We start from the raw sequence: 21101 nt of genomic DNA on the forward strand, positions 1-21101 counted from the left end.
CGTTGTCCTCGCTCACGCCTTGACGATCATCGACATGATCTTTTCCTGGCTCGCCTCTTCACGTGCCAGTTCGCCCAGGAAGGCGCCTTCGTTCATTACGTAGATGCGGTCGCACATGCCCAAAAGCTCGGGCATCTCCGACGAGATGATGATCACGCCCTTGCCGTCAGCGGCGAGCTGGTTGATCAGGCTGTAGATCTCGAACTTGGCGCCCACGTCGATGCCGCGGGTGGGCTCGTCGAGAATCAGCACTTCGGGCTTGGCGAACAGCCATTTGCTGAGCACCACCTTCTGCTGATTACCGCCCGAGAGGTTGAGCACCTTCTGGAATACCCCCGGCGTGCGGATGTGCATGGCCTCGCGGTACTGCTCGGCAACCCGGCGCTCTTCGTGCTCGTCGATCACGCCGTGGCTGGAGACACCCGGCAGGTTGGCCAGGGTGGTGTTGCACTGGATGCTTTCGTCGAGCACCAGTCCCAGGGACTTGCGGTCTTCGGTGACGTAGGCGATGCCGTTGTCCACCGCGCGGCGCACGGTCGACACGTCGATCTCTTTGCCGCGCAGGTGCACGGAACCGGAAATATTGCGCCCGTAGCTCCTGCCGAACACGCTCATGGCCAGCTCGGTGCGCCCTGCCCCCATCAGCCCGGCGATGCCGACCACCTCACCGGCGGCAACGCGCAGGTTGACGTTGCGGATCATCTGCCGCGAAGCCGACTCCGGGTGCCAGACGTTCCAGTCGCGGATTTCCAGCAGCGTCTCGCCGATCTGCGGCGTGCGCTCCGGGTAGCGGTTCTCCATATCGCGACCGACCATGCCGCGGATGATGGTTTCTTCACTGACCGCTTCGGTGTGGCAGTCCATGCTGCTCACCGAGGCGCCGTCGCGCAGCACGGTAATGCTGTCGGCAACGCGGCTGACTTCATTGAGCTTGTGGGAAATCAGGATCGAGGAAATGCCCTGGGCGCGGAACTCCAGCAGCAGGTCGAGCAGCTTCTGGCTGTCGTTTTCCTGCAGCGCCGCGGTGGGCTCATCGAGGATCAGGAGCTTGACGTCCTTGGCCAGCGCCTTGGCGATTTCCACCAGTTGCTGCTTGCCCACGCCGAGCTTCTCCACCGGCGTGGTGGCGATCTCGTCGAGGCCGACCTTGCCCAGCAGCACCTCGGTGCGCCGGTACACCTCGGGCCAGTCGATCACGCCGCCACTGGTGATTTCGTTACCGAGAAACAGGTTTTCGGCGATGGACAGCAGCGGCACGAGCGCCAGCTCCTGGTGGATGATGATGATGCCTTCACGCTCGCTGTCACGAATGCCGGTGAACGCCAGCGGCTTACCTTCGTAAATGATCTCGCCGTCGTAGCTGCCGTGCGGATAGACGCCGCTGAGCACCTTCATCAGAGTCGACTTGCCGGCGCCATTCTCGCCGCACAGCGCGTGAATCTCGCCACGACGCACCTTGAGGTTGACGTTGTCGAGCGCCTTCACGCCCGGAAACGTCTTGGTGATACCGCGCATTTCCAGAATGATGTCTTGCTGCATGGTTTTATCCGTCCGCTAGGCACGCGCCAACCGCAGCGCGCGCGCCATGCTCAGGTAAACAAGGGGTAAGGGACCGGCAGCGGGCCGCGCTGCCGGCAGGGACGCTTACTGGATCTGGTTCCTGGTGTAATAACCGCTGTCGATCAGCACCTTTTCCCAGTTGCTCTTGTCGACCGTGACCGGCTGCAGCAGGTAGGCCGGCACCACTTTCTTGCCGTTGTCGTAGGTCTTGGTGTCATTGATCTGCGGCTCGCTGCCCTCAAGCAGCGCCCTGACCATGCCGACGGTCACCTCGGCAAGCTGGCGGGTGTCCTTGAATATCGTCGAATACTGCTCGCCAGCGAGGATCGATTTCACCGACGGCACTTCCGAATCCTGGCCAGTGACGATCGGCATCGGCATGTCGCCGGAGCCGTAACCGACGCCCTTCAGGGACGACAGCACACCGATGGAGATGCCGTCGTAGGGCGACAGCACGCCGTCGAGGCGCTCCTTGGTGTAGTTGGCGGACAGCAGGTTATCCATGCGTGCCTGGGCGGTGGCGCCGTCCCAGCGCAGGGTGCCGACCTTGCCCATGCCGGTCTGCCCGGAGAGGATCTTGATCTCGCCCTTGTCGATCAAAGGCTGCAGCACCGACATGGCGCCGTCATAGAAGAAGTAGGCGTTGTTGTCGTCCGGCGAGCCGCCGAACAGCTCGACGTTGTAGGGGCCAGGGCCGCGCGCCTGCATGCCCTTGAGCAGAGATTCGGCCTGCAGCACGCCGACCTTGGTGTTGTCGAAAGTGGCGTAGTAGTCGACGTACTCGCTGTCGCGGATCAGGCGGTCATAGGCGATCACCTTGATGTCCGCGGCGTTGGCGTTTTCCAGGGCATTGGTCAGGGTGGTGCCGTCGATGGCGGCGATGACCAGAACGTTGACACCCTTGACCATCATGTTCTCGATCTGCGAGACCTGTGTGGGAATGTCGTCTTCGGCGTACTGCAGGTCGGCCTTGTAGCCGGCTTTTTCCAGCTGCTTGACCATGTTGTCGCCATCATTGATCCAGCGAGAGGATGACTTGGTCGGCATGGCGATTCCGACGAAGCCCTTTTCGGCCGCGCCGACGGAAGCGGCACTGATCAGGGTGGCGCCCATGGCCACGGCGGCCACAAGTTTACGGACTGCGTTCATTCAGCTTCTCCTGGCGACGCCTGGCGCACTCAGGAGCGCGCGACTTCGCGATTATTGTTGTTGGTTCAACGAAGAGCTCAAAGCAGCCCTGACGATAGAAGCGCACCCCATATCAAGCAAATTCGTATTTTGCGCAGTTACATACCAATGCTGGTATGTTGTTGTTCGTCAAACAGGCGCTTCCACGCCGCCTTCACCCCAATAACGAGCGCCACCATGGACATCGGCATCGCCCGCCACCTGAAGATTCCCCAACTACGCTTGATCGCGGCCATCGCCGAACACGGCCAGCTCGGCCTGGCCGCAGACGAGCTGACCGTCAGCCAGCCTGCCGCCTCGCGCATGCTGGCTGAGATCGAACACACCCTCGGCGCGCGGCTGTTCGAACGTCATGCCAAGGGTATGGTACCGACGCTGATCGGCCGCGCCCTGGCCCGCCGCGCGCACAACATGCTGGTGGAACTGCGCGACCTGGCCCAGGACGTCGAGGAGCTCAAGCGCGGCGAAGGCGGCATGACCACGGTCGGTGCCGTGACCGGTGCGGCGGTGGGCTTCGTGATTCCCGCCATCCGCCAGCTCAAGGCGATGTCGCCGCGCGCCGACGTGCATGTCAACGTGGCCGCCAGCGACGAACTGGTGCACGACCTGGCGGCCGGCAAGAACGACTTCGTGCTGGCCCGCCTGCCCCGCGGCGTCAACCCGGCAGATTTCGAGATCTATCCGGCGCGCACCGAAACCCTGAAACTGATCGTGCGTCAGGATCACCCGCTGGCCAACGTCGACCAGGTGACGCTCCACGATCTATCACCCTACGAATGGGTAATGCAGAGCCACCGGACGCCGATTCGCGAGGCGATGGAAACCGCCTTTCTCAGCGTTGGCGCACCATTGCCGACCAACATCACCAACACCACTTCACTGCTGGCGATGATCGCCATCCTGGTGTCGTCGTCGGCCATCGCGCCGCTCGCCAGCGAAGTGTCGGACCTGCTGCTCGGCGATCAGGTCGGCGCCAAGCTCAAGGTGCTGCCGCTGAACGTGGTCATCGAGATGTCGCCCTACTACCTGTTGCTGGTCAAAGGGCGTGAACTGTCGCCAGTGGCCAATCGCTTGCGCCGGCTGGTCACTGCAGCGCTGAACAAATGATCTGCACAAACGAAAACGGCCTGCGCAAGGCAGGCCGTTTCCGAGTGTGACAGGCGACTTACTTGAGTACTGCCAGGGCCGCAGCGTAGTCCGGTTCGTGGGCGATTTCACCAACCAGCTCGCTGTGCAGTACCTTGTCCTGCTCGTCCAGCACCACCACGGCGCGTGCAGCCAGGCCGGTCAGCGGGCCGCTGGCGATGGCAACGCCGTAGTTCTTGAGGAAGTCGGCACCGCGCAGGGTGGACAGGTTGACCACGCTGTCCAGACCTTCGGCGCCACAGAAACGTGCCTGGGCGAACGGCAGATCGGCGGAAATGCACAGCACCACGGTGTTGTCCAACTGGCTGGCTTCGGCATTGAACTTGCGCACGGAACTGGCGCAAGTCGGGGTATCGACGCTCGGGAAGATGTTAAGCACCTTGCGCTTGCCGGCCAGGCTGGCCAGGGTGACGTCGCTCAGGTCGCCGGCGACCAGGCTGAAAGCCGGCGCCTGTTGACCGGCCTGCGGCAGTTGACCGTCGACCTGCACCGGATTGCCTTTGAGAGTGACTTGCGCCATGGGAGTTTCCTTATCGTTCAGGGAGTTGAAGGGGCCAACGGCCCGTAGAATGGCAGGTCACGGCCCGACCACGAGTGCAGCCTAGCGCAGAAGCGGCGCCGATACACCCGGGGCCAAGTAGGGATTTAGCGAACGATCGGGCGGCCATCAGAAATCCCGCCGGTAGAACAGGTCGAGCGAACTGGCCAGCCCGCTGGCCGCTTCCAGATACAGGCGCCGGCTCAGTTCGTAACGCAGGGCAATGGTATTGGCCGGCTCGAATACCCCAACGCCATAACGCAGGCTAAGACGCTCGGTGATGTTACCGCTGGCCACTACGCTGGTGGTCACGCCGCTGCCTTCGGTGTCGAGCTGGAAATCCTGAATGCCCAGGCTGTTGGCCAAGCCGGTGGTGAGCGAACTGCTGCCCGCCAGACCGAGCGCCAGCGCAGCCTGGCCGAGCATGTTGTTATCGCCCGAGCTTTGCCCCAAGGGTCGACCCAGTACCAGATAGGACAATGCCTGCTCCTGGCTCATGGCCGGTTCGGCGAACACCGTGGTCGTAGGTTGCTCGGCATTGCCGGACAGACGAATCCCGGCGACGACCGTGTCGACCCGGCGAATAGCCTCCACATCAAGGAACGGCTGATCGATGGGCCCGGTGAACAACAGGCGCGCGCGGCGAATGGTCAGGCGCTGACCGTAGGCGCGATAGCGACCGTTGGCCAGTTCCAGCTCGCCGCGCGTATCGAGGTTATCACCGATATGCACACGCCCGCGCAGATCCGCAGTCAGACCGAAGCCGCTGAAGGCCAGCTTGTCCTGCCCCACCTCGACATCGACATCCATGGCGATGCCCAGGCCCTGCTCGGCTTCGGGCACTTCGCGACCGACCACTCGCGCGTCGCCCGAGACCTTCACTGTCGATGGCGGCAGCTCACGTACGCTGATCAGTCCGCGCGGCACGCCCACCTTGCCACTGACCGCCAGACTCCGGGCACGCAGCTGCAACTGCAGATCAGGCTCGACTTCCAGCTCGGCATAAGGCTCGACCTTCACCGGCAGGCGCTGCCCCTGCACCGACAGGTCGCCGGTAAGGCCGTCGGCCCAGTTGAATTCGCCACGCAGGTTGCCTCGCCCCTGCTCGCCGCTGCGCCAGTCCCCGGAGAGCTGCACCTGCTCCCCCGCGATCAGCGCCTGCAGCTGCAAGCCCTCCACGCTCACCGGCAGTTCGCTGCCGGACAGCTCGCCGCCTTCCAAACGCAGCTGACCGTTGATCTGCGGTGCTAGGAGATGGCCGCCTATGCTGCCGCTGCCCAACAGCGTGCCCTCGAGCTTCTCCGCCATTGGCACGAAGGGTCGCAGCACAGCAAGATCGAAGCTGCTCAGGCGAAACTGGCCGTTAACCGGCTTGTTCGCCGGACGCGGGTCGATCTGCGCCTGCAACACCAGCTCCCCCAGACGCCCACTGACGAAGCGCAATTCACTGTCCACACGCTGCGGGCGCAGCGTACTGTCCAGACGCAGGCTGTCGTAGGGGAAATCCAGCCACTGCTCGTCATCCGGCTGGCGAATACGCAGGTTGCCGCCGCTGGCGTCGAGCGTGACCTGGCCGTTGGGGCCGCTGTCGGGCAGCTCGACCTTGAGCCGACCACTCAGGCGCCCCTGCCAGGCGAAATCCTCTGGCAGCCAGGGCTGCAGGCTGGCCAGCGGGAAGTTCTCCAGGCGCCAGTCCAGGCTGGGCTGCGGCATCAGCCGCTGCTGGCCACCGCACAGGCTGGCATCGCCAGACTGCCAGCAATGTGCGCCCAGGTTGAGCCGGCCACTGGCCAGGCGCTCCAGGCTCGCGGCCTGCTGCAGCTGCCAATCCTGCCCGCCACTCTGCACCCGGCCACTGGCGATGCGCCCGCGCCAGTCGCCCTGCTCGCTCAAGTTACCGTCAAGGGCCAGCGCCAGTTGCAGCAGCGGACCTTGCAGGTCGATATCCAGCGCCTGGCGCCGCTGGTCGCCACGCCCCTCGGCCTGCAGGCGTCCGAGATAGGTATCGCCGATACGGATACCGCGCAGATTCAGGTCGATACGCGCCTGCTGCCGAGCATCCAGTATCGCGTCCAGCTTCAGGCGACGCAGGCTGGGGTCGCCGAACGCGAGGCGCTCGCCCGTCAGCGCCAGTTGGCCTTGCGGCGCCTGCAAGGTCCCGGCCAGGGAAAGCTGCCCCTGCACCTGGCCCTGCAAACCGGGCCAGAGCTGTCCCAGGCGCGGCAGGGCCAGCTCAAGCTGGCCGCGCAGGCGCTGATCCAGCGCACCCTGGCCGCTGACCCGATTGTCGCCAAGGCGTACCAGCAACCGCTCCAGCTGCCACCGCTCTCCGTTGCCTGCGCCCTGCACCTGCAACTGCGCCGGCTGGCCACGCAGGCGGCCATTGAGGTCGATATCGGCTTGCGCCTGCAGCGCACCGGCGTCGAAGCTACCCGATGTGTTCAGCGGGCCGGCCAGATTGCCCGGCATTTCCGCCAGCCAGTAACCGGGGTCCAGAGCGCTGAGCTGCAACATGGCCTGCCACTCGATGCCCTCGGCAAACCCCAGCTTGAGCACCCCTTCGGCCCGGCCCTGGCCGGCTATCAGCTGCAGTTGCGGCAGGCTGACCTGGCCAAGATCGCCACTGATCGGGCTGCTCAGGCTGAAGTCACCCGCAGGCCCCTGCAGTTGCGCGGCGAAGTTACCCAGGTAGTTGCCTTCGCTGTAGCTGATTTCGGCCTGCAAGGTATGCAGCGCCACCGGTGGCGGCTCGTCCATCGGGTAGAGGCGCTGCCAGGGAAAATCCAGCCAGTCCAGTTGCGCATCGATGGTGAGCGCTTCGCTCCAGGCGAGCTTGCCCTCGACCTGCACATGCTGCGTTTCGGCCTGGATACGCAGCAGTTCTACATCCGCGCCGGCAGCATCGACCCGCCCTTTGAGTTGCAACGGCATCGGCGCCTGCTCGGCGGGCAGGCTCGCTGTGCCGTCGACGCGATAGCCGGCCGCCAGGTCGCCTTTGGCCTGCAGTTGTACATCCTGCAGGCGCAGGGTCGCTGGCAAGGCGCTGCTGGCCTGGAAGTCGCGGCTGGTCAGGCGCAGCTCGGCCGGCAGATTCTCGGCCAGGGCCTGCACCTTGCCTTGCAGGCGTGCGTCGAGATAACCACTGCTATCCGCTTCGATTTCCAGGCTGCGCTGCAGCTCGCCGCCGATCTGCAGCGCCACCTGCCAGGGTTTGCCGTCGACTTCCGGTAATTGCAGGCGCCCACTCAATGCCAGCGGCCAGTCGCCTTGCGGAGTCAGGCTGCCGCTGACATCCAGGCGCAGGTCATCACGTTGCAGGGCCAGGCGCTGCAGCCCGACGCCCTGCTCGTTCCAGCTTGCTATCAGCTGCAGATCGCTCAACTGCGCCTGGCCATCCACGCGCAACTCACCCAGCTGAATGTCACCCAGTTGCAGGCGCAGCGGCAGGTTCAGGCTCGGCAGGCTGAGCGGCTCACCACTGGCCTCAGTGCTTGGCGGCAGACCGAGCGCTGCCTGTTGCAGATGCAGGCGGTCAATGCACAACGTCAGGCGTAACAGGCAGGACGGCGACCAGGCCATGTCCAGTTGCTGCAGCTCCACATGCGTCTCGTCCTGCTGCCAGGTCAGCGCATCGGCCTGCCAGGCACCGCCCAGGCGTCCCGTGAAGTTGTCGACCTGCAGGCCAGGCACATGGGCCAGCAACCAGCGGCTACCCGTCTGGGTACCGAGAATCGCCCATAGCGCGGCGCCAATCATCAGTATCAGGCCGAGCACACCGGCAGCCAACCATTTCAGCAGGCGCCGGATCATAGTTCAGGCCCCATCGAGAAATGCAGACGCACGCCGCCGTCATCATCCAGCGCATGGGCCAGATCCAGGCGCAGCGGACCGACCGGCGAAACCCAGCGTACGCCGAAGCCGACCCCGGTCTTGAGGGTGGGGAACTCCAGCGAGTTGAAGGAATTGCCCTGGTCGATGAAGGTCGCCAGGCGCCACTTGTCGGTAAGGCTGTACTGATACTCGGCACTGGCGGCGAACAGGTAGCGGCCGCCGATCTTGTCGCCGCGATTGTTCTCCGGCGACAGGCTCTGGTAGTCGTAGCCGCGCACGCTCTGATCGCCGCCGGCGAAGAAACGCAGCGATGGCGGCACCGCCGAAAAACCGTTGGTTTCGGTGCCGCCGAACTGCACGCGGCCGAGCAGACGGTGATTGTCGAACACCGTAGTCAGCCCCTTGAGCATGACGTTGCCGTGCAACACATTGGCATCGGAAAGCACGCCGTCGACGGCGCCACGCAGATCGAACTGCACGCGGTAGCCCTGGTTCGGATCGAGACGATTGTCACTGCGCAGCAGCGAATAGCTGACGCCCGGCATCAGCAAGGTGCTCAGTCCGGAATCGTCGCCCAGCCGGTATTCCTCGCGCTGCCACTTCACCGACAGCACGCGCTGCCAGCCACCGGGACGCTGGCTGTGCCATTCCGGGCCAAGGGTGAGCAGACGACTCAGGCTGTCCTTGCTGGCCAGCTCTTCATATTGATAGCCACCGGCCAGACGCAGCTTGTCGGTCAAAGGTGGATCACCGGGAATGTCGTACCACAGTCCGACGTTTTGCCGCGGCGCGGACAGCTCGGTTTCCACCCCATAGCTGTGCCCCTGCGGGTTGCGCCAGTGACGTGTCCAGTTGGCGCGCAGGCGCGGCCCGACATCGGTGGAAAAGCCCAGCCCCAGCCCCATGGTGCGCGGCTCGCGCACCTGCAGCGCCACCGCAACCGGAATGCGCAGCTGATCGGCCTGGGTGGGAATGGCATCGACCCTTACGGATTCGAAATAGCCGCTGGACTGTAGCGCCTGGTACAGCTCGGCGATCAGCTCGGAGTCGTAAGGTGTGTCGGGATCGAACGGCACCATGCGCAGCAGCAGTTCTTCATCGAACGGGAAATCACCGCTGAAGGCGATATCCCCCAGGCTGTAGCGCGGGCCACTGCTGAACACCAGCTCGATGTCAGCCACCCCGGCTGCCGGATCGATCTGCAGACGCTGGCGGGTGAAACGACCATCGAAGAAGCCATAGCGCGAGGCCTGGTTCTGAATCAGCCGCTTGGCATCCTCGTAGCGCCCGTGGTTGAGCACCGAGCCTGGCTGCAGGCGACTGGCCTGGGGGACACGAAAGGCCGATAGCTCACTGGCCGGCCCTTCGATGCGAATGTCCACGTTGCGCAGGCGAACACGCTCGCCCGGCTCGACTTCGAGTACCAGACGCGGTGTTTCGCCCTCTTCGATACGGCTGCGAATGCGCGCCTGGTAATACCCCAGGGCCTGAGCCGCCTTGTCCGCCTCGTTTTCGGCGATACGCCGCAAACGCCGTAACGACTGTACATCACGGCCATCGAGGCTGCCGACGTAACCTTCGATATTGGCCTTGAGAGCCGAATTGTTTGGGGTGATCCGTACGTCCAGCTCGCTGGCGGCCAAGGCGCCCGTACTGATCAGCAGCAGCGCCAGGCTGCGCTGAAAATATCCATATACGCTCATGGCGAAGGATGCTACCACGGAGCGGAGCCTACGCCAGAGCTGCTGCGTTCATGCCAGACAGCCGGAGTTCAGGCGCTGGCTCGCACCACGGGTTGCGGGTTCGGATGAAAGAACACGTGCTCGACCACCGGGCCGATGGCCAGCTCACCGACCTCCTCATAGCCCTGACGCCGGTAGAACTCCAGATAGCGGGCGTTGCCGGTGTCCAGCACCACACCCTGCGACCCGCTGTCTTGCGCGCACCAGTCATGCAGCGCCTCGAGCAGTTGTTCGCCACGGTGCTGGCCCTGAAACTCCGGATGAATGCCCAGTAGCGGCAACACGTGATAGGGACCCGGTGGCAGGCAGGCGAGCACCGCATCGTGGTACTCCAGATAGCGTTTGGTGCAGCCGAAGCCGGTGCTCAGCAGCATGCGCAAGCGCCAGCCCCAGCTCTCGGTGATGTCCAGGCGCCGCTGCGGCGGTGCGATCAGCGCCGCGCCGATCAGACGGTCGTCGATCAGCAGACCGATGGCTGGCAGCTCCTCGGCAAAATGCTGCTGTACCAGCTCGCGAATCGTTGCGCGCACACGCTGGTCGAAGCCGGGGCGCTCGGCCTCGAACAGATAGGCAAAGGTCGGCTCGTGGCGGTAGGCATGGTAGAGCAGCGAACGAACCTCTCGCGCGTAACCACCATCGAGCATGCGCACTTCTGCTGGGGTGTTATGGGGCATGGCGGACCTCTGTTGTTATAGGTTGTGTGTGGGTCAGATGCGGTATAGCCAACTTAGCACCACCGCCAGGCACCTGCCAGGCGCTGGCCGCCAGCGCCGAGGATCGGCTAGCATCGCCACCTAATCCAAGAGTCGCACCGCGACGCCTTCCTTGTACCCTTCTCCTTCCGGAGAACGCGGCGTGAAACGCCGGATGAGGGAAAGCGTGCCGCGTAGGCTCTTATCATCCGGGGTGCCTTGCGTGGCATGCCCGCCAGCCCAGGACCCGCTGCCCATGAAAATCGTCTCCTTCAATATCAATGGCCTGCGTGCGCGCCCTCATCAATTGCAGGCGTTGATCGAAAAGCACCAGCCGGATGTGATCGGCCTGCAGGAAACCAAGGTGGCCGATGACCAGTTCCCTGAGGCGGAGATCCGCCAGCTCGGTTACCACGTGCATTACCACGGTCAGAAAGGCCACTATGGTGTCGCCCTGCTTTCGCGCCAGGCGCCATTGAGCCTGCACAAGGGTTTCCCCGGTGATGGCGAGGACTCCCAGCGGCGCTTCATCTACGGCACCTTCGCCGACGCCGATGGCAACCCCATCACCGTGATGAACGGCTACTTTCCGCAAGGGGAGAGCCGCGACCATCCGGTGAAGTTCCCGGCCAAGCAACGCTTCTATGCCGATCTGCAGCAATTGCTGGTGGAGCGCTTCGACCCGCAGCAGGCGCTTGTGGTGATGGGCGATATCAATATCAGTCCCGAAGATTGCGATATCGGCATCGGCGAGCCCAACCGTCTGCGCTGGCTGAAAACCGGCAAGTGCAGCTTCCTGCCGGAAGAGCGTGAATGGTTGGCTACCCTGAAGAACTGGGGCCTGGTGGACAGCTTCCGCCACCTTAACCCCGAGGTGAATGATCGCTTCAGCTGGTTCGACTACCGCAGCCGTGGCTTCGAGGACGAACCCAAGCGCGGCCTGCGCATCGACGTGATCCTTGCCAGCCAGCCACTGCAGAAACGCTTCAAGGACGCCGGCATCGACTATGACCTGCGCAGCATGGACAAGCCCTCGGATCACGCGCCGGTCTGGCTGGAGCTGGGCTGACAGTCCGTTGAAAAACCCGTTGATTCGCCGAACCTGTAAAAGCGGCACCCCGCTGCGACCCCGGGCGCTGCCGATTCGAAAAAGCTACGCCCCCGGGGCGCTCTTCCAGGAAAGACGGCGTAGGGACCGACCCTGACCTGATAGGCATCACCCTGTGCGACGCCTCAAGCGCGGCGTCGCGCAAGGCAGAGCCGGCCGGTCCTCACTTGCGCCCAGGCACAACCTGCCTGTCATATAACCGCAACCTGACCGACTTAATCTGCGCGGCATCCTGTCCCACCCACTAGAAGGTGCCTGCCGCATGCCGCGCGCCCTGCCCCAACTCGATTGCGACCTCTGGGGTCGCACGCTGTCTTTGCTGGTCATCGGTTTCATCTGCTACGCCCTTCCGCTGTCGGTTTTCGCCGCACTACCGGCCTCTCAAGGCAATCAGCCCGTGTTGCGCATCCAGGGCTCCAACACCATTGGCGCGAAACTTGGCCCGGAGCTGATCAAGGGCCTGTTCGAAGCCCAGGGCCTGCGCGATATCCGTAGCGAGGCTGGCGCCCGGGAAAACGAGCAGCGCATCATCGGCCGTCAGGCCGATGGCCGTAATGTGATCGTCGAAGTGGCCGCCCATGGTTCCGGCACCGGCTTCGCCTCACTACAAAATGGCAGCACCGACCTGGCTGCCTCCTCACGCCCGATCAAGGACGGCGAAGCCAGCAGTCTGGCCAACCTCGGCGATCTGCGCAGCCCGCAAAGCGAGCAGATCATCGCCATCGACGGTCTGGCGATCATCGTCCACCCCGGCAACCCGATCAGCGCCCTCAGCGTGGATCAGATCGCTCAACTGTTCTCCGGCGAAATCAGCGACTGGGCCGCCCTGGGCGGTAAGCCCGGCAAGGTGCAGCCGTATGCACGCGACGACAATTCCGGCACCTACGACACCTTCAAGGAACTGGTGCTGGCTGCGGGTGGGCGGACATTGGCTGCAAACGCACGGCGCTTCGAGTCCAGCTCCGAACTTTCCGATCTGGTCAGCAGCGACCCCAACGGTATCGGCTTCATTGGTCTGCCCTACATTCGCCAGGCCAAGGCGGTCGCGGTAGCAGCGGGCAACTCTCAGCCGATGGCGCCGAGCACCACCCTGATCGCCACCGAGGATTACCCGTTGGCGCGCCGACTGTTCATCTACAACGACCCACAGCTGGTAAACCCCTGGGCGCGTGCTCTCATCGACTTCGCGCAAAGCCCCCGAGGCCAGGCGATCGTGGACGGCAGCGGTTTCATCGCGCAAACCGTTCAGGCCGTGAAGGTCACCCCGGAAGCTCAGATGCCTGCGAATTACCGCCAGCTTGCCGAACAGGCGCAACGCCTGTCGGTGAACTTCCGCTTTCAGGAAGGCAGCGCCACTCTGGACAACAAGGCCTACCGCGACCTGCAGCGCGTGCTGGACTACCTCAAGCAACATGACAAGCTGAAAGATAAAGTCGTGCTGGTCGGCTTCGGCGATGCCAAGAGCGACCCGGAGCGCGCCGAGCTACTGTCCAAGCTGCGGGCGATGGCGGTGCGCCGGGAACTGGCCAAGCAGGGTGTGATGTTCCGTGAGATCACCGGTCTCGGGAGCGAGCTGCCAGTGGCCGCCAATGATCAGGACAGCGGTCGTATTCGTAACCGACGCGTCGAAGTCTGGGTCTACTGACGACGAAAATATTCCTTGCCAGGGGGCTTGGCAGTTTCTCGGCGCAGCGTTAGCCTTTGCTTCGCGTGACGCCGGGCCCCTCTGGCGGTGAGTTCCTCACCGTGATGTCGGAGTCACTGAGTCGATTTCTTTCAACTCAGGCAGACATCAGGAGGGCTCATGGACGCTCTACTTGCCTATTTTTCATCCCCCATATTCGGTACGCCCGGCTGGTTCTGGCTGGCTTTTCTGGTACTGATCATCTTCCTGCTGGTACTCGATCTCGGCGTGCTGCATCGCGATCAACATGAGATCGAGATGCGCGAAAGCCTGCTGCTGTATTCCGGTTATTTCAGCGTCGGCGTCGCCTTCGGCGGCTGGATCTGGTGGCAGCTCGGCGGCACCAAGGCGATGGAGTACTACACCGGCTTTCTGGTGGAGCAATCGCTGTCGATGGACAACGTCTTCGTCATGGCGATGATCCTCGGCTACTTCAACATCCCGCGTAAGTACCAGCACCGCGTGCTGTTCTGGGGCATCCTCGGGGTGATCGTGCTGCGCGCCATCATGATCGGTCTGGGCACGGCACTGGTGCAGCAGTTCGACTGGATCCTCTACCTTTTCGGTGCCTTCCTTTTGTTCAGCGGCATCAAGATGCTGCGCAGCAACGACGAAGAAGCTCACCCGGACCTGGCGCAGAATCCGGTGATCCGTTTCGTGCGCAAGCACATTCGCGTGACCGACGACCTGCACGAAGGCAAGTTCCTGGTACGCCTGCAGGACAAGGTCAGCGGCAAGCCACTGCTGTACGCTACCCCGCTGCTGCTGGCGCTGGTGCTGATCGAGCTGGCCGACCTGGTCTTCGCCGTGGACAGCGTGCCGGCCGTGCTGGCCATTTCGCAGGATCCGTTCATCGTCTACACCTCGAACATCTTCGCCATTCTCGGCCTGCGTGCGCTGTACTTCGCCCTGGCTGCGCTGATGCACCGTTTCATCTACCTGAAATACGCCCTGGCCCTGGTGCTGATGTACATCGGCGGCAAGATTTTCCTGCATGATCTGATCAAGGTCCCCGCCCTGCTCTCGCTTGGCGTAACCTTGGGTCTGCTGGCCGGTGGCGTGCTGCTGTCGCTGTTGAAAACGCGAGACAGGGCCAGCTCCATCTGAGGAGAGGCAATGCGCGAAGTCTGCATAGAACTCATCGAACGCCAGGGCCAGCGGCTCTGGCAGGTACGATTCGGGCGACGCGCACTGACCTTTCAGGAAGAACTGGCGGCACGCACCTTCGCTGCGCAACTGCATATGCGCCTCGGCTGGCTGGGCCAGGAGCAGCGCTCGGACGACAGACTGCCCTGATCTTGCAGGCATAAAAGAAGACTCTTCGTATTCTCGCGGGGAGGATGCGCTTGACACCGGACTGGCAAGTTTGTGTGCGTGTCGCTTACTGGCTTAGCACTATTCGTTACCGCGTGCGCTGAGCGCTTGGGTTGCGCCCCTTACGGGCGCCACACCTTTCTTGCTTGCCCAAGAAAGGTGTGCCAAAGAAGGGCACCCCGACATTCGGGTTTCGCTGCGCGAAACTTCCCTCGCTCCGGCGCTGCTCCGGGGGGCGGCTTACATGGGCCATCCATGGCCCATTAAGCCTTTCGCCGCATCCATGCGGCTCACTCCCCTACGCAACACCTCTGCTCGGCCTCCTGAAGGGGACCGGGACGCGAGCTTGCAAGATTTCCACAGGCTTAAGCTCGGCGGCGTCTGTTTTTAGGTAGCGATCACGCAGGCGACGCCCAAAAGTCCCCTTCAGGAGGCCGAGTGGAATCACCGTGGAAGGGGTTGAGCGACATGGATGTCGCGAGAGCCACGATGGGCCAGGGATGGCCCTTCGTGGCGTGCCCCTGGAGCGTTGATGGAACGAGGGAACCCCGGCGCAGCCGGGGCCGGATGGCGGGGTGCCCTTCTCTTTGGTTACTTTCTCTTGGGCAAGCAAGAGAAAGTGACTCGCCCGTAAGGGGCGAAACCCTTCAGATCAGACGACGCGCTAACGGATGGTGCCAGCACCGGCAGCTAACACTTAATTGCCAGTCCGGTCTCAACCTGCACTTTCCTCCGAACTGTGCGAAGAACCGAAAAGAAGAGGCCCGCACAAGCGGGCCTCTTCTTTATATGGAGCCACCGCATCAGCGACTGGCTTTCATCACGTCCCGCGGCACGTACTTGCCGATTTCATACTTGCCGATGGCGGCGCGGTGCACCTCGTCCGGGCCATCGGCTAGGCGCAATGTGCGCTGCATGGCGTACCAGTAGGCCAGCGGGAAGTCATTGGAAACACCGGCCCCGCCGTGCATCTGGATCGCCCGGTCGATCACCTTCAGTGCGACGTTCGGCGCGACCACCTTGATCTGGGCGATCTCGCTGGCAGCGATCTTGTTGCCGACGGTGTCCATCATGTAAGCCGCGTTCAGGGTCAGCAGGCGAGCCTGGTTGATCTCCATACGCGAATCGGCGATGTGGTCGATGTTGCCGCCCAAGCGCGCCAGCGGCTTGCCGAAGGCGGTGCGCGAAACGGCGCGTTTGCACATCAGTTCCAGGGCGCGTTCGGCCATGCCGATCGAGCGCATGCAATGGTGGATACGACCCGGGCCAAGGCGCCCCTGGGCGATCTCGAAGCCGCGACCTTCGCCGAGCAGCACATTCTCGTAGGGCACGCGCACGTTCTCGAACAGCACTTCGGCATGGCCATGCGGGGCATCGTCGTAGCCGAACACCGGCAGCGGGCGCAGCACGGTGACTCCTGGCGCATCCATCGGCACCAGAATCATCGAGTGTTGCTGGTGGCGCGGCGCGTCGGGATTGGTCAGGCCCATGAAGATCATCACCTTGCAACGCGGGTCGCAGGCCCCGGAAGTCCACCACTTGCGACCGTTGATGACCCACTCATCGCCTTCGCGACGGGCATTGGCCTGCATGTTGGTGGCATCCGACGATGCTACGCCTGGCTCGGTCATGGCGAAGGCGGAGCGAATCTCGCCGCAGAGCAGCGGCTCCAGCCACTGCTGCTTCTGCGCCTCGTTGCCGTAGCGCACCAGCACTTCCATATTGCCAGTGTCCGGCGCGGCGCAGTTGAAAGGTTCCGGCCCGATCAGCGAGCGGCCCATGATCTCGGCCAGCGGTGCGTACTCGGTGTTGGTCAGGCCCGCACCGTAGTCCGATTCGGGCAGGAACAGGTTCCACAGTCCCTCGGCTTTGGCCTTGCGCTTCAGTTCTTCCATGATCGCGGTCGGCTGCCAGCGGTCGCCCTCGGCCACCTGCTGCTCGAACACCGCTTCGGCCGGATAGACGTGCGCTTCCATGAACGCGGTGACGCGCTCACGCAGCTCTTGAACCTTCGAGGAATAGGCGAAATCCATGGAGATACCTTCTGACGGGTCGGTTTGTGACAAAGGGTGTGACGTTGTGGAAATGATGCTAGAACAGCGCTTAAGATTTATCGAACCTATTTTCAGCGTGTATGAACATTCATAACCGATATATGATCGATTGATATCGACGCCCCTGGAGCACTGCCGGCATGAACCTGACCAAGGTGGACCTGAACCTCTTCATCGTCTTCGACGCCATCTACACCGAGGCCAACCTGACCCGCGCCGGACAGATCGTCGGCATTACCCAACCGGCGGTATCCAACGCCCTCGCCCGCCTGCGCGAAACCTTCAACGACCCGCTGTTCGTGCGTACCGCCCAGGGCATGGTGCCGACGCCCATGGCGCAGAACATCATCGGCCCGGTGCGCAACGCCCTGCAGCTATTGCGCGTTTCCGTACAGGAAAGCCGCACCTTCAATCCGCAGCAGGCCGGCAAGACCTATCGCATCAGCATGACCGACCTTTCCGAGCAGATTCTCCTGCCGCCCTTGTTTCAACGCCTGCGTCGGCTGGCGCCGAACGTGTGCATCGAAAGTTTCCTGGCCAAGCGCCGCGAAACGACCAAGGAGCTGGCCGCCGGCCGCCTCGATTTTGCCGTCGATGCGCCGCTCAACACCGATCCTCAGGTCCGGCACGTCAAGCTGTTGGATGATCACTACGTCTGCGCCATGCGCCCCGGCCATCCGCTGGCCAAGGAAAAGATCAGCCTCGACGAGTACCTGTCGTTCTCTCATATCCATATTTCCAGCCGCCGCAGCGGTCTCGGTTACGTCGACCTGGCGTTGGGCAAGATGGGCATCCAGCGCAAGATTGCCCTGCGCTCGCAGCATTACCTGATGGCCAGCAGCGTGATGCAGCAGACCGACATGGTGATGACCGTGCCGGCGCGCTTCGCCCGGCGCCACAATCTGCACCACGTGGCGCTACCGGTCGGCGATGTACCGGCGCTGGAAACCCACCTGTACTGGCACGAAAGCACCGACCAGGACCCAGCCAACCGCTGGATGCGCGAGCAGATGATCGAACTGGCGCAGCAGGTCACCCTGCAGGAGAAGAAAGCCGAGCAAGCAGCTACCGCCTGATCGTTCGCTGCTTAACGCAAGAAAAAGGCCCGCATCTGCGGGCCTTCTTGTCGTGACTTGATCACTCAGCGAGCGAGCTTGCCATCGACCGACAGCTTGCCGGCACCTTCGAACACCAGCGCTACGCTGATGGCCAGCAGCGCCAGGGCGAACTCGTAGCCGTTGTTGCTCATGAAGAAGCCGTTAGCCAGGTGCACGGTGAAGATCGCCACCAGCATGGTCACCGCCAGCACCGCAGCCGCCGGGCGTACCAGCAGACCGATGATCAGCGCCACACCACCGAAGAACTCGGCACTCCCGGCCATCAACGCCATCAGGTACCCCGGGGCCAGGCCGATGCTTTCCATCCACTGCGCGACACCTTCCAGGCCATAACCGCCAAACCAGCCGAACAGCTTCTGCGCGCCGTGGGCAGCGAAGGTGATACCGGCGACGATACGCAAAATGGTGATGCCGAAACCTGCCTGGCTGGCAGTGATGTTTTTGATCAGATTAGACATTGCAAGGCTTCCTTTGGTGTGTGGGTTGGATGGCGCACAGAATATCCAATTTATTCGATTAAAAAACAAGAAAATACCGCTTATACAAATCGAAAAAATAGATATCTAATTGGCCGTCAGCCGCCGCCCCTGCGGCTCGAGCAAATAACGCTCACGGTCATAAGCAAGGTAGTACTTATTCACCGCATTCACATAGCTCACCACACCCATGCCCATCTGCTCCATGGCCACACGCTCGACCTGGAAGAACCACTGATTGGGATTTAGGCCCCGCCTGCGCGCTTCGGCCCGCAAACTCTGCACCCGTTGCGGGCCCAGGTTGTAACCGGCCAGGACGAAGGCCATACGCTCTCGCTCGTTGAGCTGCGGGCTGTTGAAATAGTTGCGTCGGATCATCGCCAGGTACTTGCTGCTCGCCTGCACATTGCCATCGATGTTCTGAATGTTGCTCACTCCGACAGTGCGCGCCGCCGCCGGGGTGATCTGCATCAGCCCGGTCGCTCCGCTCGCGCCTCGCGCCGACGGGTTCAAGGTCGATTCCTTGAATGCCAGTGCTGCCAGCATCAGCCAGTCGAAGCCCTGTTGCTCGGCATGTTGCTGCAAAACCGGGCGTACCTTCTCCAGGCGCTGTCGCTCGGCGCGCCCCAACGGCGAATGCACTTTGTACAGACGACGATAGACGCGTTGGAATGCCGCATCCTGATCGGCAGGAGACTGATAGCCGCTGAAAAAACGGTCGATGCTGGCGCGCAGCATCGGCGCGTCTGGGCGCACGAACCATTTCATATCGCCCTCACGCGCCAGGACCAGATGCTTGTCGACGCGCAATTTGGGCATCACCTTGGCCCAGCGCTCGGCTATCGGCAGCTCCACCGCGGTGCGTTCGAAGATACCGGCCTGAACCATTTCCAGCACATCTTCGACCGCCAGCGTGGGGTCGACCCACTCGACCACTATCGGTGGCAGCTTGCGGTCGGCGAGTTGCTGGTTGATGCGCCGTAGCGCTTCGCCTACGGCGCTGCCTGCCGGCAGCGACAGACTGCGCCCGGCCAGCTGCTCGAGACTGCGGTATTGCCGGTTGCCCTGCTTGGAAACCAGCACCAGTGGCACCTCCCGGCGAATCGCCGTGCTGGCACTGACATCGTGCCCGGTGCGCACGTTGAGCAGCTCACCGGGAGCGACCAGATCACCTTCACCGCGCTGCAATGCGCCGAGCAATTGATCCTTGGCCTTGGGAATGATCTTCAGCGTGAGGTTGCGGCCATCCCGGGCGTTGCGATTGAGGTACTGCTCGAAAGCACGCAGGCGGTGGTACTCGACGCCGATGCTTTGCCCCTTGACCGAGCCGGAGCTGTTGCGACTCTGATTGACCAGTACGCGTAATTCACCACTGCTGCGGATCGCCGGCAGGTCACGAGTGCTGCGAGTCTGGGCACCGACCTCGGGCGGACCGGCCAGGCGCGCACTGACCGGCAGCGGCAGCATGGCCAGCAGACACAGGATCAGCAGCAATCGCGACATCGATTCTCCAGAAAAGGCGGTTGGCCGCCGAACCCTTGGTGACCTACTGCTCGCCGATGCGCGACAGACGGCTTGACCGCGGACACGGCCCAAGGCTGGCAGGGGCGCGGAGATTGGCACAGCGGAGCGCCAGAGCGCCACCCCACAAACTTGCATCAACCTTAAAAACAGCCACCAACTTATTGTTTTAGATCGACTTCCTGACGAACGGACGGCATCTGCTATCCTGCTGCTTCGCGTTCAACAGGTGGCACCATGCAGCTCATCGATATTGCCGTCAATCTCACTCACCCCAGTCTCGCCGTGCAAGCCGAGGCTCTACTCGAGCGCGCCTACGCAGCCGGCGTGTGCCAGATGGTGCTGACCGGCACCAGTCTGAACGAAAGCGAGGCCAGCCTGGCGCTTTGCCGACAGCTGGACGCCAGCGGCGAGCGCCTGTTCTGCACCGCTGGCGTCCACCCTCACGACGCCAGCACCTGGAACAACGCAAGCAGCGCATCCCTCAAGTCGCTGTTGGCGCAGCCGCAAGTGCGCGCCGTCGGAGAGTGCGGGCTGGATTTCGATCGTGACTTTTCTCCACGCCCCGCACAGGAAAAAGCGTTGGAAGAGCAGCTGGCGCTGGCCGTCGAACTGCAGATGCCGGTGTTTCTCCACGAGCGCGAAGCCAGCTAGCGCATGCTGGAGATTCTGCGTAACTATCGCGACCAGCTGCCCGCGGCGGTGGTGCACTGCTTCACTGGCGAGCGCCGTGCGCTCTACGCCTATCTCGATCTCGACCTGCATATCGGCATCACCGGCTGGGTCTGTGACGAACGCCGCGGCACGCACTTGCACCCGCTGCTCAAGGACATCCCGGGCGAGCGTCTGATGCTGGAGACCGATGCGCCCTTCCTGCTACCGCGCAGCTTGCGGCCAAAGCCCAGGAACGGGCGTAACGAGCCGGCTTATCTCGTTGAGGTACTGCGCGAGGTGGCGCTACATCGTGCCCAGAGCGAACAGGCACTGGCAGCGCAAACCACGGCCTGCGCCCGGGCGTTCTTCAAGATGCCGGCCATACTAGAGGAAGCAGCACCGGAGTCTTGATTGACGTCAAGACTCCGGCTGTTTTCCACGGCATACTGCTGGCAAATAGCCAATAGTGAACGCA

15 protein-coding genes and 1 pseudogene are annotated in these 21101 nt (G+C 63.0%); 7 read left to right on the forward strand and 9 right to left on the reverse strand.

All coding sequences use genetic code 11. The features are described 5' to 3' along the window. Nucleotides 1–12: 12 nt before the first annotated feature. Together mmsA and chvE are read right to left on the reverse strand one after the other, a co-directional pair. A complete protein-coding gene (gene mmsA / locus GYB81_RS11475) occupies nucleotides 13–1539 on the reverse strand; it encodes a multiple monosaccharide ABC transporter ATP-binding protein (protein WP_161867826.1) in 1527 nt (508 codons plus the stop codon). Between the two features lie 105 nt (nucleotides 1540–1644). After that, a complete protein-coding gene (gene chvE, locus GYB81_RS11480) occupies nucleotides 1645–2709 on the reverse strand; it encodes a multiple monosaccharide ABC transporter substrate-binding protein (RefSeq protein ID WP_161867825.1) in 1065 nt (354 codons plus the stop codon). A gap of 216 nt (nucleotides 2710–2925) precedes the next feature. On the opposite strand from chvE, the gene GYB81_RS11485 reads away from it, so the two are divergent. Beyond that, nucleotides 2926–3855, forward strand: coding sequence for a LysR family transcriptional regulator (locus GYB81_RS11485; protein ID WP_161867824.1), 930 nt, complete (start codon nucleotides 2926–2928; stop codon nucleotides 3853–3855). Between the two features lie 58 nt (nucleotides 3856–3913). Here GYB81_RS11485 and tpx read toward each other — a convergent pair whose 3' ends face one another. The 4 genes from tpx to GYB81_RS11505 form a co-directional block, all read right to left on the reverse strand. Continuing rightward, nucleotides 3914–4414 (reverse strand): thiol peroxidase, encoded by a 501-nt coding sequence (tpx, locus tag GYB81_RS11490; protein ID WP_161867823.1) that lies wholly within the window; start codon nucleotides 4412–4414, stop codon nucleotides 3914–3916. A gap of 147 nt (nucleotides 4415–4561) precedes the next feature. Continuing rightward, a complete protein-coding gene (locus GYB81_RS11495; RefSeq protein WP_161867822.1) occupies nucleotides 4562–8242 on the reverse strand; it encodes a translocation/assembly module TamB domain-containing protein in 3681 nt (1226 codons plus the stop codon). After that, entirely contained in the window at nucleotides 8239–9966 is a 1728-nt protein-coding gene (locus GYB81_RS11500; protein WP_161867821.1) for an autotransporter assembly complex protein TamA, read from the reverse strand. Before GYB81_RS11500 ends, GYB81_RS11495 begins: the two co-directional genes overlap by 4 nt. A gap of 68 nt (nucleotides 9967–10034) precedes the next feature. Continuing rightward, nucleotides 10035–10679 carry a GNAT family N-acetyltransferase gene (locus tag GYB81_RS11505; RefSeq protein WP_161867820.1) on the reverse strand — a complete coding sequence of 215 codons (645 nt, stop codon included), beginning with the start codon at nucleotides 10677–10679 and terminating at the stop codon, nucleotides 10035–10037. A gap of 274 nt (nucleotides 10680–10953) precedes the next feature. On the opposite strand from GYB81_RS11505, the gene xthA reads away from it, so the two are divergent. The 4 genes from xthA to GYB81_RS11525 all read left to right on the forward strand — a co-directional run bounded on the left by xthA (nucleotide 10954) and on the right by GYB81_RS11525 (nucleotide 14785). After that, the gene (gene xthA / locus GYB81_RS11510; protein WP_161867819.1) at nucleotides 10954–11766 is read left to right on the forward strand and encodes an exodeoxyribonuclease III; all 813 of its coding nucleotides are present in this window, start codon (nucleotides 10954–10956) and stop codon (nucleotides 11764–11766) included. Between the two features lie 301 nt (nucleotides 11767–12067). Then, on the forward strand, nucleotides 12068–13450 hold the full coding sequence (locus GYB81_RS11515; protein ID WP_161867818.1) for a substrate-binding domain-containing protein: 1383 nt from the start codon (nucleotides 12068–12070) through the stop codon (nucleotides 13448–13450). Nucleotides 13451–13609: 159 nt separating this feature from the next. Next, on the forward strand, nucleotides 13610–14596 hold the full coding sequence (locus GYB81_RS11520) for a TerC family protein (protein WP_161867817.1): 987 nt from the start codon (nucleotides 13610–13612) through the stop codon (nucleotides 14594–14596). Between the two features lie 9 nt (nucleotides 14597–14605). Next, nucleotides 14606–14785: a hypothetical protein gene (locus tag GYB81_RS11525; protein ID WP_161867816.1), complete on the forward strand. Its 180-nt coding sequence runs from the start codon at nucleotides 14606–14608 to the stop codon at nucleotides 14783–14785. Between the two features lie 821 nt (nucleotides 14786–15606). Here the strand turns inward: GYB81_RS11525 and GYB81_RS11530 are convergent. Beyond that, complete coding sequence (locus GYB81_RS11530; protein WP_161867815.1) at nucleotides 15607–16836, reverse strand: acyl-CoA dehydrogenase; 1230 nt, start codon at nucleotides 16834–16836, stop codon at nucleotides 15607–15609. Nucleotides 16837–16997: 161 nt separating this feature from the next. On the opposite strand from GYB81_RS11530, the gene GYB81_RS11535 reads away from it, so the two are divergent. Continuing rightward, on the forward strand, nucleotides 16998–17933 hold the full coding sequence (locus GYB81_RS11535) for a LysR family transcriptional regulator (RefSeq protein ID WP_161867814.1): 936 nt from the start codon (nucleotides 16998–17000) through the stop codon (nucleotides 17931–17933). A 65-nt stretch (nucleotides 17934–17998) separates the two neighbouring features. Here the strand turns inward: GYB81_RS11535 and GYB81_RS11540 are convergent, their stop codons facing one another. Further along, nucleotides 17999–18433: a DoxX family protein gene (locus tag GYB81_RS11540; RefSeq protein ID WP_161867813.1), complete on the reverse strand. Its 435-nt coding sequence runs from the start codon at nucleotides 18431–18433 to the stop codon at nucleotides 17999–18001. Between the two features lie 105 nt (nucleotides 18434–18538). Further along, entirely contained in the window at nucleotides 18539–19954 is a 1416-nt protein-coding gene (locus tag GYB81_RS11545) for an MltF family protein (protein ID WP_161867812.1), read from the reverse strand. 255 nt (nucleotides 19955–20209) lie between these two features. On the opposite strand from GYB81_RS11545, the pseudogene GYB81_RS11550 reads away from it, so the two are divergent. Further along, nucleotides 20210–21037, forward strand: a pseudogene (locus tag GYB81_RS11550) (TatD family hydrolase). Nucleotides 21038–21101 lie beyond the last annotated feature (64 nt).

The organism is Pseudomonas yangonensis (assembly GCF_009932725.1).
GTDB lineage: Bacteria > Pseudomonadota > Gammaproteobacteria > Pseudomonadales > Pseudomonadaceae > Aquipseudomonas > Aquipseudomonas yangonensis.

Bases quoted from the DNA above. Each gene is read 5' to 3' on its own strand.
- mmsA (WP_161867826.1), bottom strand. From the start codon at position 1,539: ATGCAGCAAGACATCATTCTGGAAATGCGCGGTATCACCAAGACGTTT.
- chvE (WP_161867825.1), bottom strand. From the start codon at position 2,709: ATGAACGCAGTCCGTAAACTTGTGGCCGCCGTGGCCATGGGCGCCACC.
- GYB81_RS11485 (WP_161867824.1), top strand. From the start codon at position 2,926: ATGGACATCGGCATCGCCCGCCACCTGAAGATTCCCCAACTACGCTTG.
- tpx (WP_161867823.1), bottom strand. From the start codon at position 4,414: ATGGCGCAAGTCACTCTCAAAGGCAATCCGGTGCAGGTCGACGGTCAA.
- GYB81_RS11495 (WP_161867822.1), bottom strand. From the start codon at position 8,242: ATGATCCGGCGCCTGCTGAAATGGTTGGCTGCCGGTGTGCTCGGCCTG.
- GYB81_RS11500 (WP_161867821.1), bottom strand. From the start codon at position 9,966: ATGAGCGTATATGGATATTTTCAGCGCAGCCTGGCGCTGCTGCTGATC.
- GYB81_RS11505 (WP_161867820.1), bottom strand. From the start codon at position 10,679: ATGCCCCATAACACCCCAGCAGAAGTGCGCATGCTCGATGGTGGTTAC.
- xthA (WP_161867819.1), top strand. From the start codon at position 10,954: ATGAAAATCGTCTCCTTCAATATCAATGGCCTGCGTGCGCGCCCTCAT.
- GYB81_RS11515 (WP_161867818.1), top strand. From the start codon at position 12,068: ATGCCGCGCGCCCTGCCCCAACTCGATTGCGACCTCTGGGGTCGCACG.
- GYB81_RS11520 (WP_161867817.1), top strand. From the start codon at position 13,610: ATGGACGCTCTACTTGCCTATTTTTCATCCCCCATATTCGGTACGCCC.
- GYB81_RS11525 (WP_161867816.1), top strand. From the start codon at position 14,606: ATGCGCGAAGTCTGCATAGAACTCATCGAACGCCAGGGCCAGCGGCTC.
- GYB81_RS11530 (WP_161867815.1), bottom strand. From the start codon at position 16,836: ATGGATTTCGCCTATTCCTCGAAGGTTCAAGAGCTGCGTGAGCGCGTC.
- GYB81_RS11535 (WP_161867814.1), top strand. From the start codon at position 16,998: ATGAACCTGACCAAGGTGGACCTGAACCTCTTCATCGTCTTCGACGCC.
- GYB81_RS11540 (WP_161867813.1), bottom strand. From the start codon at position 18,433: ATGTCTAATCTGATCAAAAACATCACTGCCAGCCAGGCAGGTTTCGGC.
- GYB81_RS11545 (WP_161867812.1), bottom strand. From the start codon at position 19,954: ATGTCGCGATTGCTGCTGATCCTGTGTCTGCTGGCCATGCTGCCGCTG.